The 16665-nt window shown below is 71.9% G+C and carries 10 protein-coding genes; 3 read left to right on the forward strand and 7 right to left on the reverse strand.

Features of this window, described 5'->3' with window-relative positions:
* Positions 1-212: 212 nt before the first annotated feature.
* Both ACFY1J_RS32780 and ACFY1J_RS32785 read left to right on the forward strand, forming a co-directional pair.
* Complete coding sequence (locus tag ACFY1J_RS32780) at positions 213-4862, forward strand: RICIN domain-containing protein (RefSeq protein WP_390732522.1); 4650 nt, start codon at positions 213-215, stop codon at positions 4860-4862.
* A gap of 118 nt (positions 4863-4980) precedes the next feature.
* Positions 4981-6144: a DUF6183 family protein gene (locus ACFY1J_RS32785; RefSeq protein WP_390710107.1), complete on the forward strand. Its 1164-nt coding sequence runs from the start codon at positions 4981-4983 to the stop codon at positions 6142-6144.
* Between the two features lie 69 nt (positions 6145-6213).
* Here ACFY1J_RS32785 and ACFY1J_RS32790 read toward each other — a convergent pair whose 3' ends face one another.
* From ACFY1J_RS32790 to ACFY1J_RS32815, 6 genes are all read right to left on the reverse strand, one after another.
* A complete protein-coding gene (locus ACFY1J_RS32790; protein WP_390732477.1) occupies positions 6214-7164 on the reverse strand; it encodes an ABC transporter substrate-binding protein in 951 nt (316 codons plus the stop codon).
* Position 7165: 1 nt separating this feature from the next.
* On the reverse strand, positions 7166-9109 hold the full coding sequence (locus ACFY1J_RS32795) for an ABC transporter permease (protein WP_390710109.1): 1944 nt from the start codon (positions 9107-9109) through the stop codon (positions 7166-7168).
* Positions 9109-10197, reverse strand: a complete 1089-nt coding sequence (locus tag ACFY1J_RS32800) for a glycine betaine/L-proline ABC transporter ATP-binding protein (RefSeq protein WP_390732478.1) — start codon at positions 10195-10197, stop codon at positions 9109-9111. Before ACFY1J_RS32800 ends, ACFY1J_RS32795 begins: the two co-directional genes overlap by 1 nt.
* A complete protein-coding gene (locus ACFY1J_RS32805; protein ID WP_390732479.1) occupies positions 10197-11735 on the reverse strand; it encodes a GMC family oxidoreductase in 1539 nt (512 codons plus the stop codon). The genes ACFY1J_RS32800 and ACFY1J_RS32805 overlap by 1 nt, the downstream gene beginning before the upstream one ends.
* A gap of 67 nt (positions 11736-11802) precedes the next feature.
* Positions 11803-13323: an aldehyde dehydrogenase family protein gene (locus ACFY1J_RS32810; protein WP_390732480.1), complete on the reverse strand. Its 1521-nt coding sequence runs from the start codon at positions 13321-13323 to the stop codon at positions 11803-11805.
* 184 nt (positions 13324-13507) lie between these two features.
* Positions 13508-14125 carry a DinB family protein gene (locus tag ACFY1J_RS32815; protein WP_390710113.1) on the reverse strand — a complete coding sequence of 206 codons (618 nt, stop codon included), beginning with the start codon at positions 14123-14125 and terminating at the stop codon, positions 13508-13510.
* 57 nt (positions 14126-14182) lie between these two features.
* Between ACFY1J_RS32815 and ACFY1J_RS32820 the strand changes: the two genes are divergently transcribed.
* Positions 14183-15235 (forward strand): helix-turn-helix transcriptional regulator, encoded by a 1053-nt coding sequence (locus ACFY1J_RS32820; protein ID WP_390732481.1) that lies wholly within the window; start codon positions 14183-14185, stop codon positions 15233-15235.
* A gap of 253 nt (positions 15236-15488) precedes the next feature.
* Here the strand turns inward: ACFY1J_RS32820 and ACFY1J_RS32825 are convergent, their stop codons facing one another.
* Positions 15489-16532, reverse strand: a complete 1044-nt coding sequence (locus ACFY1J_RS32825) for a hypothetical protein (protein ID WP_390710115.1) — start codon at positions 16530-16532, stop codon at positions 15489-15491.
* Positions 16533-16665 lie beyond the last annotated feature (133 nt).

The following is a 16665-nucleotide window of genomic DNA, read 5'->3' on the forward strand; positions in this document are numbered from 1 at the left end:
ACAAGGATGCCTCTTTGCGTTCCACACCATGGTCCCGCCTGGCCAGATCGCGCAGTTCAGGGTTTGTGACCACCTCCGCCGTGGCGTTGGCGGTGCTGGCCGGGTTGGCCGTCCAGCCCGGCGCGTCGCCGCTGCGGGGCGAGCCGGTGAGTGACTCCTACCCCTGGTACGAGGACACGGCTGCCGAGCAGTTGCGGCAGGACCAGTGCCTGATGGCCGACGTGCTGCGGCTCGGCGGCACGTCGATGGCCGCGACCGCGCAGGACGGCCTCAACCAGACGCCGGAGAAGCTGCATGTCGCGGCCGACCGGAAGAACTGGGAGAAGACGCCGCTGGCCGTCGCCTACAAGGCGGACAAGGACGCGGCGAGCAAGGAGGGCGCGGCGCTGTCCGCGCTCCAGGAGTCCTGGAAGAAGCCGCTGGACGGGCTGGAGACGCCGGGCGGGTTCACCGTGACCGGGTTCCACTGGCCGCCGGGCACCGGTGACGACGGTCAGCAGTCGTTCTACGGGCAGACCGGTCTGACGTCGTGGATCTCCGACCGGTACTGGCGGACCGACTCCGACTTCTACGACGACGAGACCCCGGCGGCCGACGAGAAGACCCTCGCTGCCGTCGACCAGGTGGGCGCCTCCCTGTACGGGCAGGACCCCAGCTCGGTGGGCAGGACCCGGGAGGAGTTCAACCAGGCGCTGGCCGAGCACGCCGCGTTCGAGTGGATGCACGGCCGCCCCAGTGCGAACCCGGGTGCGGACGACGCGCGGATCTTCCTGGCCTCGGGCGGCTTCCCGCGCACCGCACCGCAGCCGGGCACGCCCGAGTACCGGATCGCGGTGGAGGACGTGAAGTCCCGCTTCGCCGCGTGCGGCTGGCGTGATCCGCTGGATCCGAACGGTGTGCTGGACGACATCACCTCCACCGCGGCCGGCGAGTGGCAGCAGGAGATCGCCTCCCAGGCCACTCAGCGCAACCAGATCCTCGACGCCAACAAGGCAGCGGTCGACGCGCTGACCAAGGGCACCAAGGCCCTGGGCGAGATGCTCGGGCACTCCTGGATCGCCGACCACGCCACCCGCTGGCAGGACTACTGGTCGGCGGGCGGTGCCGGATACATCGGCGACGCCCCGCTGACCATCGAGATCCCCGGCGCCAAGGGCAAGTGCCTGGACGTGGAGGGCGGCGGCACGGCCAACGGCACCGCGGTCCAGGTCTACACCTGCAACGGCGGCTCGGCGCAGGAGTGGCAGTTGCGGGGTTCGTACGACGGCGGCTACGCCCTGGCGAACACCAAGTCGCAGAAGTGCCTGGACGTGGCCGGCGGCAAGAACGCCGACGGTACGAAGATCCAGATCTCGAGCTGCAACGGCAGCAAGGCGCAGCAGTGGGACTTCGATCTGCGGGCGGCGGGCGTGTTCCGCAACGCCGCGACGGACAAGTGCCTGAACCTGCCCTCGTTCGACAACAGCAAGAACTCCTCGCTGCTGACCTGCAACAGCTCGGCCTCGCAGAAGCTGCGCGTGGTGCCCAAGGGGCACACCGGCGACGCCAGTTTGAGCTACCCGGACAAGGCGCAGTTCACCAAGGCGAAGAACGGGGTGAGCGCCGCCCAGACCGGCGCGAAGGCCCAGCTGGCCGTGCTCAAGGCGCAGTTGACCGCCGCGCAGAAGGCCGCGACCGGTTCGGACAGCGCGCTGCAGAGCGCCTACGACACCGCGGACGCCAATGGTGCGCCGAGGGGTCGGGGTCTGCTGGTGGGTCAGCAGAAGGCGCAGGTGACCAAGGGTGCGGTCGCGGCTCTGACGGCGTTGGTGAAGGCCGGTGAGACGGCCGAGGCCGCCACCCGGGCTGCCGCCGGGGACAGTGCGACCATCGCGCAGCGCGCGCTGGCGCAGGCCGCGCAGGCCAAGGCGGAGTTCCGCAAGGAGGCCGCGAAGACGGCCGAGTTCCAGGCCAAGGCGGCCGCGGACGCGGCCAAGGTGCACCGGGACAACGCGAAGAAGGACAAGGAGACCGCGGAGGCCAAGCTCGCCGTCGCGCTCAAGGCCGAAGGTGACGCGAAGGCGGCCGCCGCCGACGCGCACGCCAAGCGGCTCACCGCGGAGGCCGAGGAGAAGACGGCCAAGGCCGAGAAGGAGACGGCCGCCGCCAAGCAGGCCGAGGCCGCCGAGCACAGGAAGAACGCCGAGGCCGAGGCGACCAAGGCCAGTGACGCCAAGGACCGGGCCGAGGCCGCCGAGAAGACCGCCCAGGGCAAGCGGGACGACGCGGTCAAGGCCAGGGACCACGCCAAGGCCATGCGCGACGATGCCTGGGACGCGCGGCAGGAGGCCAACGCCAAGCGAGCGAAGGCCGATGCCAAGGACGCCTACGCCGACAAGCTCAGCTCCGGTTCCGCGGCAGAGGACGCCCGCGCGGCCGCGAACGAGGCGGACAAGGCCGCCGACGACGCCGAGACCGCGGCGGACAAGGCCGGTTCCGAGGCCAATGCCGCCACCGAGGCCGCAGCCGCGGCGGACGCCGCCGCCACCCGCGCCGAGGCGGCCGCCAAGCGCGCCCGCGCCGCCTCCGACGCCGCCCAGGCCGACAAGCTCAAGGCCGACGCCGCGGTGAAGACCTCGACGGCCGCGGTCGCCGACGCCATCAAGGCGTCCAAGGACGCCGCCGCCGAGGCCCAGGCCGCGGTCAAGCTCGCCGACGAGGCCGAACAGCACGCCAAGGACGCCAGGACCCAGGCCGACGCCGCCAACGCGGAAGCCGTGAAGGCCCTCGCCGCAGCGGCCAAGGCCGCCGGCTTCGCCCATGTCACCGCCCAGGCAGCCGTCGACGCGGCCAAGGCCGCCGAACAGGTCGCTGCCCCCGCCAACGACGCCGTCCAGCTCGGCTCTCCCTACGTCGACACCGACTCCGCCGCCGGCCTGGTCGTCCTGACCGGACAGGCGTCGAAGTCGATCGCGGAGCAGCAGCAGGCCGTCGCCCAGGCGCACGCCGGCAACGCGGCCGCCGAGGCCCAGGCCGCCAAGAACCTCGCCGACCAGGCGAAGGGCGACGCCAAGGAGGCCTACCAGCACGCCGCGAACGCCGCGCAGTACGCGGCCGACGCCCGCACCTACTCCAAGGACGCCCTCGGCTACGCGGCCGACGCCGCCACCGCCGCTTCCAAGGCGGCCGACTCACTGGCCCGCACCATCGAGTACGACAAGCAGGCAGCCGCCGACGCCGCGGCCGCCGACAAGGCAGCCGGCAACGCCGAGGGCTACGCCAAGGACGCCCGCGACTCCGCCGACCAGGCCGAACTCGACGCCTCGGCCGCCCGCGCCGCGGCCACCCAGGCCGAACAGGACGCCAAGGACGCCCGCGCCGCCGCCACCCGCGCCGACACCGCCGCCACCGAAGCCGAACAAGCGGCCAAGGACGCCGACAAGTACTCCACGGAGGCCCAGCAGGCCGCCACGGAAGCGGAGGCGGCTCAGGCAAGCAAGAACGTCAAGAACGGCTCGGGGACCGGTGTCGGCGGGGTCTTCTCCGTCATCGACGAGATCAGGCAGCGCGGGGAGCCCGAGCGCCTCCCCAACGAGTGCCACGACGTCGTGGTCTGCGACAAGATCGTGTACGTCGCGCACTTCGACGCGGTGGTCAGCTTCTACCTGTGCGCAAACCCCGACGTGCCCGCCACCCCGGCCGGCTGCCCGGTGGACGACACGTACTTCCTGAAGACGGTCACCATCAAGGACCAGACCAAAACGGTCAAGATCTCCACGTGGGACGCGACCGTCGACGTCTGGAAGGGCATCGCCAAGTCGATCAAGGGTGACTTCACCGGCTGCTACCACAAGGCCTTCGGCGGCGGCGAGGGCAGTGCGAGCGACTGCTTCTGGGCCGCGACCTGGCTCCCGCTCGGCGGGCCCATCGGCAAGGTCGCCGACGCGATCCGCGCCGTGGACGCCGCCATGCGCACCGGCATCGGCGTCGCCGACGCGATGAAGGCACTGCGTACTCTGGACATCGACGCGGAGGCGTTGGCGAGCATCGAGCGGTCGGTGAACGCCTACGAAGAATCCCGCATGGCATGCCGGCCCAACAGCTTCCCCGGCGCCACGCACGTGTTGATGGCCGATGGCACGACCAAGGCGATCAAGGACGTCAGGACCGGTGACGCGGTCCTCGCCACCGATCCCGGAAGCGGCCGGACCGCGGGCCGCGCTGTCACCGACACGATCTACACGCCGGACGACACCGACTTCGCCGACATCACGATCGACGCCGGCCGGTCACGGATCACCGCCACACAGCATCACCCGTTCTGGTCGCCCAGCGCCCACCGCTGGATCGACGCCGGCGATCTCAGGCCCGGCCAGACGCTGCGCACGAGCAGCGGCGAGACCGTCACCGTCGTAGGCGTCCACCGCTACCAGCGGCTGCACTCCGCCTACAACCTGAGCGTCGCCGAGATCCACACCTACTACGTGCTGGCGGGGACCACGCCGGTTCTCGTGCACAACACGTTCTGCCCGATCGGCTTCGCCGACCTGGGCGGCGGCAGGCTCCAGTCGCCCGGCGGGCTGATCTACGGTCTCGACCGGAAGTTCGGCAACAAGATCGACCATGTGCTCGCCCACACGGTGCCCGATGCCTCCAGAGCGACGCACACGGTGTTCATCGAGAAGGACCCCGGCAAGGTCCTCGCCCTGGTGGACGAGGCATGGGCCATGCAGAGCAAGGCGATAAAGGATCCCGCGGATGCCTTCAGGTTCGTCTTCCCGATGGGAAGAGCCATCGGAACCAGGGGCGAGAAGTATCTGCAGATTGCGGTCAATCCGCAGACCAAGGAGATTCTGAGCGCCTATCCGGTGGCTGCGCCGTAGCGGTCCGCGCCGCGTCGTAGAAGAAGCGGAAGAACGGGACCGGGCCGGCGCCACATGGCGTCGGCCCGGTCCCGACTCGATGAGCGTGAGGCAAAGTGATTCCACCATGCACAGCGACATGACTCAGCGGATCAGAGAACTGCTGGACAGTGACTTCTCGGCCGCGTCCGCACTTGGCGAAGAGATCCGGCATCGGGTTTCGTCCGGAGACTTCGAGTGGGCGACGCTGCTCGGCGCGGAGCTCGCCCGGCGGGCCGCCCGCGAAGGCGAGGATGCATCCGAACACGCCTTCCTGCTCGACCGGTTGCAGACGGCCCTTGCCACCACGGCGGGACAGCAGAGCCTGCGCGCTTTGCTGTGTCTGCCAAGCAGCCTGCGGGCCGGAGGGCCGGCACGGACCAGGGCCGAGCGGCGCCTGGCCCATCTCGTGGCCCTGGGGCATCGGCCTGAGGACATCGTCCCGGTCGTCTACGGCGAGCGGCTCGGCACCGCGGCGTCGGACGAGTTCAGGGCCTGCCTGCTGCAAGAGCTGGTACTCGTGGGCGTCGCGGTCCTCCAGTACCCGCTTCTGCGGTCCTTCGGCGAGGCGCTCGTGACCCAGGAGCATCCGCTCGCGCCTCTGCCGCTCCGCCTGCTGCCGGCGGAGCGTGCGCTGCTCAGGCCGACGCACGCTCCGCACGACTGGACGTGGGCCCTGCCCCCGGCAACGGTGGAGAAGCACAGCGACCAACCCGAACTCCGTGTCTCCCCGGAGATGCGCCGGCGCAGTGCCGCGGTCGATCCGGCAGAAACCACCGTTCCGGAGGTGGCCGAGGCCATGAGCGCTGCCGTGCGGCACTGGCTCGACGAGTCCAACGGCATGGTCGCCGCGCAGGAGTTCTGGTCCGCGTCGCCTGTCTCACCGGACGACTTCGCAGCCGTCTTCGAGCGGCTGCCACTCACCGCATGGCCCACGGCAGAGACCAGGGCCCGGCTGCACCCGGCCACCTCCGACAGGGTGCTGCGGGTGCTGCTCACCGCGGCGGTGCGCGGCCCCGCCTACGGCAACGGCATGTTCGGTGCGTACGGGCGGCTCGCCGCCTGGCGCTCCCTCGGCGGCCTGGTCGGCGCCGCCCCGGACGCGCCGATCGACCACACGGCCATGCTGGTCGAACAGGCGCACTGGTTCATCGCCGACGCCTCGTCGGACTGGTTCCACCAGGTGGCCTGGGACCTCGCCGTGGCCGCCCTGCGACCGGGCGGGCAGGAGATCGCGATCCTCACCGCCACGGACACCGACTGATTCCTGACAGTCCCTCGCCCGCCGAATCCACACTGGGTTCGGCGGGCGAGGGACTTTTCACGACGCGCGTCAGGAAAGCCACGCCTTCCACACCGACGGATGGCTCCGCACCCACTGCTTCGCCGCGTCCTGCGGACTCATCTTCTTGTCGGCGATCAGCAGGGAGACCTCGTTCTGGTCCTCCGTCGTCCACTGGAACTTCTTCAGGAAGGACGCCGCCTTGCCGCCCGCCTTGGCGAAGTCCGTGTTCAGGTACTTCTGCAGCGGGGTGTGCGGGTAGGCGCAGGTGATCTTCTTCGGGTCCGCGTCGCAGCCGTCCTTGTACACAGGCAGCTTCACCTCGGTCATCGGGACCTTCTTGAACAGCCACTGGGGCGCGTACCAGTAGGTCAGGAAGGGCTTCTTCTCCTTGGCGAACTGCTTGATCTGGGTGATCTGCGCCGCCTCGGAGCCGGCGAACACCACCTGGTAGTCCAGCTTGAGGTTGGTCACCAGCGCCTTGTCGTTGGTGACGTAGGACGGGGAGCCGTCCATCAGCTGGCCCTTGCCGCCGCTCTCCGCGGTGCGGAAGAGCGAGGCGTACTTGTTCAGGTTCTTCCAGTCCGTGATGTCCGGGTGCTGCTCGGCGAGGTACGTCGGGACGTACCAGCCGATGTGCCCGGTCACCCCGAGGTCGCCGCCGTGCGCGATGGTCTTCTTGTCGTCGACGTAGCGCTTCTCCTGGTCGGGGTGGCCCCAGTCCTCCAGGATCGCGTCGACGCGGCCCTGGCTGAGCGCGTCCCAGGCGGGGACCTCGTCGACCTGGACGGTGTCGACGCGGTAGCCCAGTTCGTGCTCCAGGAGGTACTGGGCCACGGCCACATTGGACTGCGCACCGACCCAGGACTGCACGGAGAGCGTGACGGTCTTCGCTCCCTGGGCGTTGGCGAAGGGCGAGGCCTGCTTGGTCATGTCGGCGGCCCCGCACCCGGTGGTGAGGGCCAGCACGGCCACGGCGGCCGTGATCGTCGTACGGCGCATGTCAGGCTCCCTTCCTCGCGCGGCGTTCCGTCGGCTGGGTCACCCGGTCGAGCACCAGGCCGAGGCAGACGATGGCCGCGCCGGCGACCAGTCCGGTCGCCAGGTCGCCCTGGGCCAGGCCGAAGGTGACGTCGTAGCCGAGGGCGCCACCGCCGACCAGGCCGCCGATGATGACCACGGCGAGGACCAGGACCACGCCCTGGTTGACGGCGAGCAGCAGCGCCGGGCGGGCGAGCGGGAGCTGGATTTGCCAGAGCTGCTGGCGGCCGGTCGCGCCGAGCGAGCGGGCCGACTCCAGCGCGGCCGGGTCGACCTGGCGCAGGCCCTGCGCGGTGATCCGTACGACGGCCGGGAGCGCGTAGACGACGGCCGCGGCGACGGCGGGGGCACGGCCGACGCCGAACAGCGCGACGACCGGGATCAGATACACGAACTGCGGCATCGTCTGGAAGACGTCCAGCACCGGGCGCAGGGCGCGTTCGAAGCGGTCGCTGCGGGCGGCGGCGATGCCGGTCGCGAAGCCGAGCACCAGGGTGACGGCGACGGCCGCGAGGACCTGGGAGAGCGTGTCCAGGGACGGCTCCCACACGCCGAGCACACCGATCGCGGCCATCGCGAGGACGGCGGTCAGGGCGGTGCGCCAGGTGCCGATCAGCCAGGCCAGGGCGGCGACGATCAGCAGGACCGACCACCAGGGCAGCCACTGCAGGCCGCTGCGGACGGGGTCCAGGACCCAGGTGGTGAAGTGGCCCGCCCAGTCCGCGGTGCCGCCGATGTACGGGACGCCGGAGTAGAGGTGGGCGGTCATCCAGTCGACGGCGCGGTTGACCGGTTCGGCGATGTGCAGGACCCAGCCGGAGGGCCAGTCGAGGCGCCCGGCAAGACGCGCGGCCAGGGCGGCGGCGACGGCCACGAGGGCGCCGTAGGCCCAGGGCCGCAGATCGCGGTGGCCCTCGCCGAGCTTCTCCCCCGCCGCGCCGGTCACCCGGTCCAGGACGACGGCGAGCAGCACGATCGGGATTCCGGCGGCGAGTGCCGCGCCCACGTCGACGGAGGCCAGCGCCTGGTAGACGCGGTCGCCGAGGCCGCCGGCGCCGATGACCGACGCGATGACCGCCATCGACAGGGCCATCATGATCGTCTGGTTGAGGCCGAGGAGGAGCTCCTTGCGGGCCAGCGGGATGCGGGCGGTCACGAGGCGCTGGCGGCCCGTGGCGCCCAGCGACTCCACGGCCTCCAGGACCTCGGGGTCGGCGCCGCGCAGGCCCAGCGCGGTGAGGCGGGCCATCGGCGGGGCGGCGTAGACGACGGTGGCGAGGACGGCTGCGGGGACGCCGATGCCGAAGACCAGGACCACGGGGAGCAGATAGGCGAACGCCGGCAGCACCTGCATGGTGTCCAGGACCGGGCGCAGGGCGCGGTCGAGGCGGTCGGAGAGCCCGGCGGCGAGGCCGAGCAGGACGCCCAGGACCACGGACGCGAGCACGGCGACCACCATCAGGGCCAGGGTCTGCATGGTCGGCACCCACATGCCGAGCAGACCGCAGACCACGAACGCGGCGGCGGTGCCCAGCGCGAGGCGGACGCCCGCGACCCGCCAGGCGACGAGCGCGCCGACGGCGGTGACTCCCGCCCAGCCCGCCGCGAGAAGCGCCAGGTACACGACGCGCACGGACACGACGACCGCGTTGCTGAGGTAGCCGAAGAAGTAGAGGAACAGCGGGTGGCTGTCCCGGTGGTCGATCACCCAGTCACCGGCGCTGGTGAGCGGCCCGGACAGGTCGACGGTGAGGGCGTGCGGCCAGGTTCCGCTCGCCCAGCGGGCGGCCGCGAGGGGGACGAGCACGGCCGCGGCGAGGGTGAGCAGCACAAGCTTGCGGGCGGCGGGGCGCCGGAGGAATCCGGGCAGCGCGAGCCGCGGAGCGGCGGCGGTGACCGTGGCCATCAGGCCACCTCCCTGGGCAGCTCCGTTCCGGCGACCACGTCGATCAGCCGCTCGTGGTCCACCACCCCCAGGCACCGTCCGTCGTCCATGACGCAGGCGGCCTTCCCGCTGCGGGCCACCGCCTTGATCGCCTCGGCGACGACGGCGTCGGGGGCGAGCGCGCCGGGATGCTCGGGGCCGCCGCAGTCGCCGGGCCGCATCGCCCTGCGGACCGTCATGACCTGCTCGCGCGGGACGTCACGGACGAACTCGCGGACGTAGTCGTCGGCCGGGGAGCCGACGATCTCCTCCGGGGTGCCGAGCTGGACGACGCGGCCGTCGCGCATGAGGGCGATACGGTCGCCGAGCTTGAGCGCCTCGGCCAGGTCGTGGGTGATGAAGACCATCGTGCGGCCCTCCTCCCGGTGCAGCCGTACCACCTCGTCCTGCATGTCGCGCCGGATCAGCGGGTCGAGGGCGCTGAACGGCTCGTCGAAGAGCAGCACTTCAGGGTCGACTGCCAGCGCGCGGGCCAGTCCGACGCGCTGGCGCTGGCCGCCGGACAGCTGGCCGGGCCGGCGCTTCTCCAGGCCCTCCAGGCCGACCTTGGCGACGAACTTCTGGGCCCGCGCCCGGCGCTCGGACCTGCCGACGCCCTGGATCTCCAGGCCGTACGCCACGTTGTCGAGGACCGTGCGGTGCGGGAGCAGGCCGAAGTGCTGGAAGACCATCGCGGCGCGGTGGCGGCGCAGTTCGCGCAGCCGGGCGCGGTCCATGGCGCGGACGTTCTCGCCGTCGATGGCGATCGAGCCCGCGGTCGGCTCGATGAGCCGGGTCAGACAGCGCACCAGCGTGGACTTGCCGGAGCCGGACAGGCCCATGACGACGAAGACCTCGCCCCTGCGCACGTCGAAGGAGACGTCCTGGACGGCGGCCGTGCAGCCGGTGCGGGCGCGCAGTTCGGCGGGCGGGAGGGCGGCGAGCTCGGCGTCGGCGGGGACGCGCTCCGCCTTGGGTCCGAAGACCTTCCACAGGCCCTCGACGGAGAAGACGGGGGTGTCGGTGGAGTCGCCGGTGGGCGGCTTGCGGGTGGGGACCGTGAGAGCCATCAGGCCTCACCTCCGATCAGGTCGGCTGCCTTCTCCCCGACCATGAGCACCGCGATCATCGGGTTCACGGCGGTCATGGTCGGGAAGACGGACGCGTCGGCTATGCGGATGCCGTCGAGGCCCCGGATACGCAACTCGGGGTCCACCACGGCCAGTTCGTCGTCGGTCGCGCCCATGCGGCAGGTGCCCGCCGGGTGGTAGACGGTGTGCGCGACCTTGCGGGCGTACTCGCTCAGCTCCTCGTCGCCGGTGATCTCCGGGCCGGGGCACACCTCGCGCTTCAGCCAGCCGGCCAGCGGCTCGGTCTTCGCGACCTGGCGGGCGATACGGATGCCGTCGACGAGGGTGCGGCCGTCGTAGTCGTCCTCGTCGGTGAAGTACCGGAAGTCCAGCGCGGGCTTCTCGGCCGGGTCCGAGCTGGTCAGGTACAGCCGGCCGCGGCTCTTCGGCTTGGGGATGTTCGGGGTCATGGAGACGCCGAACTCGGGGCGCTCGTAGCCCAGTCGCTCGGGGTTGTCGGTGAACGGGACCTGGTAGAAGTGGAACATCAGGTCCGGGCCCGCGTGTTCGGGGTCGCGGCGCACGAACAGGCCCGCGTCGGAGTCCATCGCGGAGTTCTCCGGAAGGGGACCGTGGGTCTCCCAGACGATCACCGACTCTGGGTGGTCGAGGAGGTTCTCGCCGACGCCGGGCAGATCGAGCGCGACGGGCATGCCGAGCTTCTCCAGATCCGCCTTCGGGCCGATGCCGGAGTGCATCAGCAGACGCGGCGAGTCGACCGCGCCCGCGCACAGCAGGACCTCGCCGCGGGCCCGGACCAGGAGTTCCTCGCCGTCCTTGGTGCGCACGTGCACGCCCCGTACGCGGGTGCCGTCCAGCTCCAGCTTGTGCGCCCAGGTCTCCAGCAGGATCGTCAGGTTGGGGCGCTCGTCCATCACCGGGTGCAGATAGGCCACCGAGGCGGAGGAGCGCTTGTTGTTCTCGGGGTGGTAGGCGAGGTCGAAGAAGCCGGTGCCCTCGGTGAACGGCTTGCGGTTGAAGCCCTCGACACGGGGCACGCCCAACGCCTCCTGCGCGGCCTCGACGAAGTCGCCGGCGATGGCGTTCCGGTCCTTCTCGTCGACCGGGACGATGTTGTTGAGCAGCCGGGCGTAGTACGCCTCCATGGGCACCGCGCCCCAGCCCTTGGCGCCGGCCGTCTCCCACTCGTCCCAGTCGGACGGCAGCGGCTTGAAGGCGATGAGGGTGTTGTGGGAGGAACAGCCGCCGAGGACGCGGGCGCGGCTGTGCCGGATGTGGGAGTTGCCGCGCGGCTGCTCGGTGGTCGGGTAGTCGTAGTCGAGCTCGCCGCCGAGCAGGCCCGTCCAGCGGCGCAGGGTGAGGACGTCGTCGCGGCCGACGTCGCTGGGGCCGCCCTCGATGACGGCGACGGTGACGTCGGGGTTCTCGGTGAGGCGGGAGGCGATGACGGAGCCCGCGGTGCCGCCGCCGATGACGACGTAGTCGTAGACGTGGGGGGTTTCGGGCGTTTCAGGCATGGGGGTTCTTGCTCCGGAGGGATCGGGAAGAGGGGCCGGGGGCCGGGAGGGGACCGGGGGCGGGGGCTCAGCCGGCGAACCAGCGCACGGGCTTCGGCGCGAGGTTCTGGTAGACGTGCTTGGCCTCGCGGTACTCGGCGAGCCCGGCGGGTCCCAGCTCGCGGCCCACGCCGCTCTTGCCGAAGCCGCCCCACTCCGCCTGCGGGAGGTAGGGGTGGAAGTCGTTGATCCAGACGGTGCCGTGGCGCAGCCGTGCGGCGACGCGCCGGGCGCGGCCCGCGTCGGCGGTCCAGACGGCTCCGGCAAGGCCGTACTCGGTGTCGTTGGCGAGGGTCACGGCCTCGTCCTCGGTGTGGAAGGTCTCGACGGTGAGGATCGGTCCGAAGACCTCCTCGCGGACGACCCTCATCTCCCGGTGGCACTGGTCGAGGACGGTCGGCTCGTAGAAGTAGCCCGCCTCGGGCCTGGTCGCGGCGGGTTCGGGCCGCTTGCCGCCAAAGCGCAGGACCGCGCCCTCGGCGAGCGCCGAGGCGACGTACGACTCCACCTTGGCGCGCTGCTGCTCGGAGACCAGCGGGCCGCACTCCACGCCCGGCTCGGTGCCCCGGCCGAGGCGTATCCGGCCCGCCCTGCGGGCGAGTTCGGCGACGAAGCGTTCGCGCAGCGGCTCCTCGACGATGAGCCGGGCACCCGCCGAGCAGACCTGGCCGCTGTGGATGAAGGCGGCGTTGAGGGCCTGGTCGACGGCGGTGTCGAAGCCCTCGTCGGTGGCGCAGGCGTCGGCGAAGACGACGTTGGGGTTCTTGCCGCCGAGTTCGAGGGCGACCTTCTTGACGGTCGGGGCGGCGGCCTGGGCGACCTTGGTGCCGCTGACCAGTCCGCCGGTGAAGGAGACCAGGTCGACGTCGGGGTGCTCGGCGAGCCGGGCGCCGACCGCATGGCCGGGTCCGGTGACGAGGTTGGCGACTCCGGTGGGCAGCCCGGCCTCGACGAGCAGTTCGATCAGGGCGATCGTCGTCAGCGGGGTGATCTCGCTCGGCTTGATCACGAAGGTGTTCCCGGCGGCGAGCGCCGGGGCGATCTTCCAACTTGCTTGCAAGAGCGGGTAGTTCCAGGGTGTGATCAGCGCGCAGACGCCGACGGGTTCGTGTACGACGACGCTGTGCACGTCGGCCGAGCCCGCGTCGACCACACGGCCGGGGGCCTCGGCGGCGACGAGGCCGGCGAAGTAGCGGAAGGCGTCGGCGACGCAGTCGATGTCGACACGGCCCTCTTCGAGGGTCTTGCCCGCGTCCCGGCTCTCCAGCAGACCCAGCTCTTCGCGGTCGCGCACGAGGAGGTCGGCGACCCGGCGCAGCAGCGCGGCCCGCTCGGCGACAGGCGTGCGGGGCCAGTCCCCGGTGTCGAAGGCACGGCGGGCGGCGGCCACCGCGAGCTCCGCGTCCTTCTCGTCGCCCTCGGCGACCACCGCGAAGGGCAGGGCGTCCGCCGGGTCGATGATCTCGCGCGTCGCGCCGGAGACCGCGTGCAGCCACTCTCCTCCCGCGTGGATGGTCGCCGTCGCCGGTCGTGCCGTTCTGTCCGCCATGTTCGGTGATGCCTTCCGTTCCTGTTCCGTTCCCCTGTGTCACATTCGTGTCACTCTCGGGGACGGAGGCCGCCTGCCCCGACCGCCGGATTGCATGCGCAATCGACACCGGAAAGTGCGCCACCTCACGGAGCGTGCGGGCAAAACGGGACAAAAGAAGGCGGGTTCCGTGGCTTCGGCCGGGTCAGAAGTCGGCTGGCGGGTCCTCCCCCACCCGTCCGTCGATCGACTCACGGATCAGGTCGGCGTGGCCGACGTGGCGGGCGTACTCCTCGATGAGGTCGACCAGGAGGCGCCGCAGGCTGGGCGACTCGCCGGTGCGGAAGGTGACGGCGGCCCGGTGGCCGGCGCCGCCCTCGGCGACCGCCCGCCGGACACCTGCCCGGGACCGGGCCACGGCGTCGCGCCACAGCCCGTACAGCTGCTCGGGCGTGTCGGAGGCGGCCGAGCGCCACTCCCAGTCGGGCTCGGCGTCCCATTCCGCCGTGTCCCACGGCGCCGGCATCCTCTCCCCGAGCAGCCGCCGCGTGAGGTACTCGTCCTCCACCAGGGCCAGATGCTTCAGCAGCCCGCCCAGGGTCACCGAGGAGGGCGCGAGCGTCGCGCGCAGGCCGGCCGCGTCCAGGCCCTCGCACTTCCAGGCCAGCGTCCTGCGCTGCCGTTCCAGGGAGCCGAGGAGGGTGTCGATCTCACTGCCGTCGACGGGCGGTTCGAGCAGCACGGGTTCGTGCGGCACTTGTCCGGTCACCACGGACTCGGTCACCACGGATTCGGTCACCACGGATTCGCTGTTCTCGCTCATGGCGCGCACGCTACGGTCCGTTCCGGACGAACGGCTGCCGGAATTCCGGGGAGTTGGATGACACACGACGAGAGCCCGACCGCCCGTGCCCTGCTGCTCCTGGAGATGCTCCAGAACAGCCCCGGCAGCACGGCCGGGCGCCTGGCCGAGCGGTTGGGCGTCTCCGAACGGGCGGCCCGCCGGTACGTCGCGATCCTGCGCGAGGCCGGGATACCGGTGGAGTCGACGCGCGGCCCGCACGGCGGCTACCGGGTGGGCCGGGGCCTGCGGCTGCCGCCGCTGATGTTCACGGCCGCGGAGGCGCTGGGGCTGGTGATGGCGGTCCTCGACGGCCACCACGACGCGGCCGACCCGGCCGGACCGGTGGGCGCGGCACTCGGCAAGATCATGCGAGTGCTCCCGGAACCGGTCGCCCGCCCGGCCCGGGCGGTCCGCACGGTGAGCACCCGCGGCGGCGACCCGTACGCCGAGACGCCCGACCCCACGACCACCGCCGCCCTCGTCGAGTCCTGCGCCGCACGCCACCGGCTGCGCCTCGGCTACCACCTGGGGCCGAGGGGCGTACGGGAGATGGAGGTCGACCCGTGGGCGGTCGTCGTCCACCACGGCCGCTGGTACCTGCTGTGCTGGTCGCACACCAGGGACGCCCGGCGGGTCCTGCGGGTGGACCGGATCACCCGGGTCACGCCCCTCGACACCACGTTCACCCCGCCGACCGGGCTCGACCCCCTGGAAACCCTGGAGGAACACCTCTCCCAGGGCTGGACCTACGAGGTCGAGGTCGTCGTCGACGCGCCCGCCGACCGGGTCGCCCGCCTGCTGCCGCGCAGCCTGGGCCGCCCCGAGCCACTGGCCGACGGCACCACCCGACTGCTGGCCACGACCGACGAACCCGACTGGTACGTCCGACAGCTCACCGCCCTCGACGTACCCTTCCGCATCGTCCGACCACGGGAGCTACGGGAGGCCGCCCGCGAACTCGGCCGACGACTGCTGACGGCCGCGGAGCGGGACATGGACGCGCCGAATGCGGCTGCGCACCATGTGTCCCCCGGGGACGAGACGGCCTCGGTCGCGTTCGGGACTGGGGACTCCCCTGCTCGAACGTAGGTGAGAGCCTGCGGAAGCTCGCGCGGCTGCCCGAGGGCGCGGATCTCAGGGTGCGTCGAGACGGAGACGACGGCGGACCGGCTGCCTGTCGCTCACGCCGGGCGGCTCGACTGGCTGGTCCGGGGCAGAAGTTCGCTGCCGGAGACGGTACGGCGGCTCGGTCCCGAGTCCGGCGGCGCGGCTTACGCCGCCGGACCTGCGCGCGGTGCTCGCCAAGCCGGTCCGGGCGCCGGGCGGGCGCGGGCCGGAATGGTCACCCGCCGCACTGGGAGTTCGTCGGGCAGAAGGAGGTCACCGCTGCGGCGAGGGGATCGCGGATCTGGTCGGAGGACAGTTCCTCGGGGCCGCTGGAGCGGATCGCGTAGAGCGTGCCGTCGGCAGCCTTGAAGCGGTGGTCGATGACCTGGCGGGCGCCCTTGTCCTTGTCGTCGTAGCGGTACGACAGCTCGACCCAGGTGTCGCCCGAGGTGCGGTCGCCCGCCTGGTAGCCGGGCTGGCTGGAGTAGCCGTAGGTGGAGTCGTTCTCGGCCAGGTCCAGGGACTCGGCCGGGGTGGACTCCGACAGCTCGAAGATCTGCAGCTGGCGGCCGTCGGACGGGGAGTCGTAGAAGACCACCACGGCCTTCTCGCCCTGCTTCTGCCGGCGGGTCCAGCCGTCGGGCACGTTGAGCGTGTAGCCGACCGGGTCCCGGGCGGTGCGGTAGCCGGCGGCGGGCGGAGAGGCGAGCGTCGAGGCCGACGGGGTTTCCTGCGGGGTCTCCTGCGGACTCTCGGGGGTCTGTGACGGGAGCGAGGTTCCCGGCGTCGAGGCTCCGGCGGACACGCTCGTGGAGGGGCTCGCCTCGGATCCGGTGCCGTTGTCACGGTTGAGGAACCAGACGCCGAGAGCGGATCCCGCGGCGACGACGATGACGGTGAGCACGAGGAGCACCCGGCCGGGGCCGCTCCGCGGGGCGCCGGGCTGGGTGGTGTAGGGAGGAGCCGGGACGGACGGGGCCCAGGCCTGAGGTTGCAGGGGCTGGTGTGGCTGCTGCGGCTGGGGTTGTGCCGGTGGCGGCATCTGCGGCGGCGTGTGGAACGGGGGTGCCGGCGTGCCGACCTGCGTCTCGGCGGACGCCCACGGAGGTGGCGGCGGGGGCGGTGCCGAGGCCGTACGGGTCTGCGCCGACGCCCACGGGGGCGGGGAGTCCGGCTCGGGCGCGGACCACGCGGCCTGGCCCCTCTCCTCGCTCGGCTCGCGCTCCGGCCCCGAACCCGCGCTGTGGCCGTCCTGACCGCCACTGTCCCATTCGCTCATCGCGAACCCCCCGAATCACCGTGCCGCGTACCGCTCTTGACGGTAGCGGCGAAAACGGGCGCGGGCCCCGTTCCGGCAGAAAACCGGAACAGGGCCCGTGCGGGCTCGTGACAGAAACGGTCTGCCGGTCGGC

The sequence above is a fragment of the Streptomyces sp. NPDC001406 genome (genome assembly GCF_042895285.1).
In the GTDB taxonomy this organism is placed as follows: domain Bacteria; phylum Actinomycetota; class Actinomycetes; order Streptomycetales; family Streptomycetaceae; genus Streptomyces.

Bases quoted from the DNA above. Each gene is read 5' to 3' on its own strand.
- ACFY1J_RS32780 (WP_390732522.1), top strand. From the start codon at position 213: ATGGCCGACGTGCTGCGGCTCGGCGGCACGTCGATGGCCGCGACCGCG.
- ACFY1J_RS32785 (WP_390710107.1), top strand. From the start codon at position 4,981: ATGACTCAGCGGATCAGAGAACTGCTGGACAGTGACTTCTCGGCCGCG.
- ACFY1J_RS32790 (WP_390732477.1), bottom strand. From the start codon at position 7,164: ATGCGCCGTACGACGATCACGGCCGCCGTGGCCGTGCTGGCCCTCACC.
- ACFY1J_RS32795 (WP_390710109.1), bottom strand. From the start codon at position 9,109: ATGGCCACGGTCACCGCCGCCGCTCCGCGGCTCGCGCTGCCCGGATTC.
- ACFY1J_RS32800 (WP_390732478.1), bottom strand. From the start codon at position 10,197: ATGGCTCTCACGGTCCCCACCCGCAAGCCGCCCACCGGCGACTCCACC.
- ACFY1J_RS32805 (WP_390732479.1), bottom strand. From the start codon at position 11,735: ATGCCTGAAACGCCCGAAACCCCCCACGTCTACGACTACGTCGTCATC.
- ACFY1J_RS32810 (WP_390732480.1), bottom strand. From the start codon at position 13,323: ATGGCGGACAGAACGGCACGACCGGCGACGGCGACCATCCACGCGGGA.
- ACFY1J_RS32815 (WP_390710113.1), bottom strand. From the start codon at position 14,125: ATGAGCGAGAACAGCGAATCCGTGGTGACCGAATCCGTGGTGACCGAG.
- ACFY1J_RS32820 (WP_390732481.1), top strand. From the start codon at position 14,183: ATGACACACGACGAGAGCCCGACCGCCCGTGCCCTGCTGCTCCTGGAG.
- ACFY1J_RS32825 (WP_390710115.1), bottom strand. From the start codon at position 16,532: ATGAGCGAATGGGACAGTGGCGGTCAGGACGGCCACAGCGCGGGTTCG.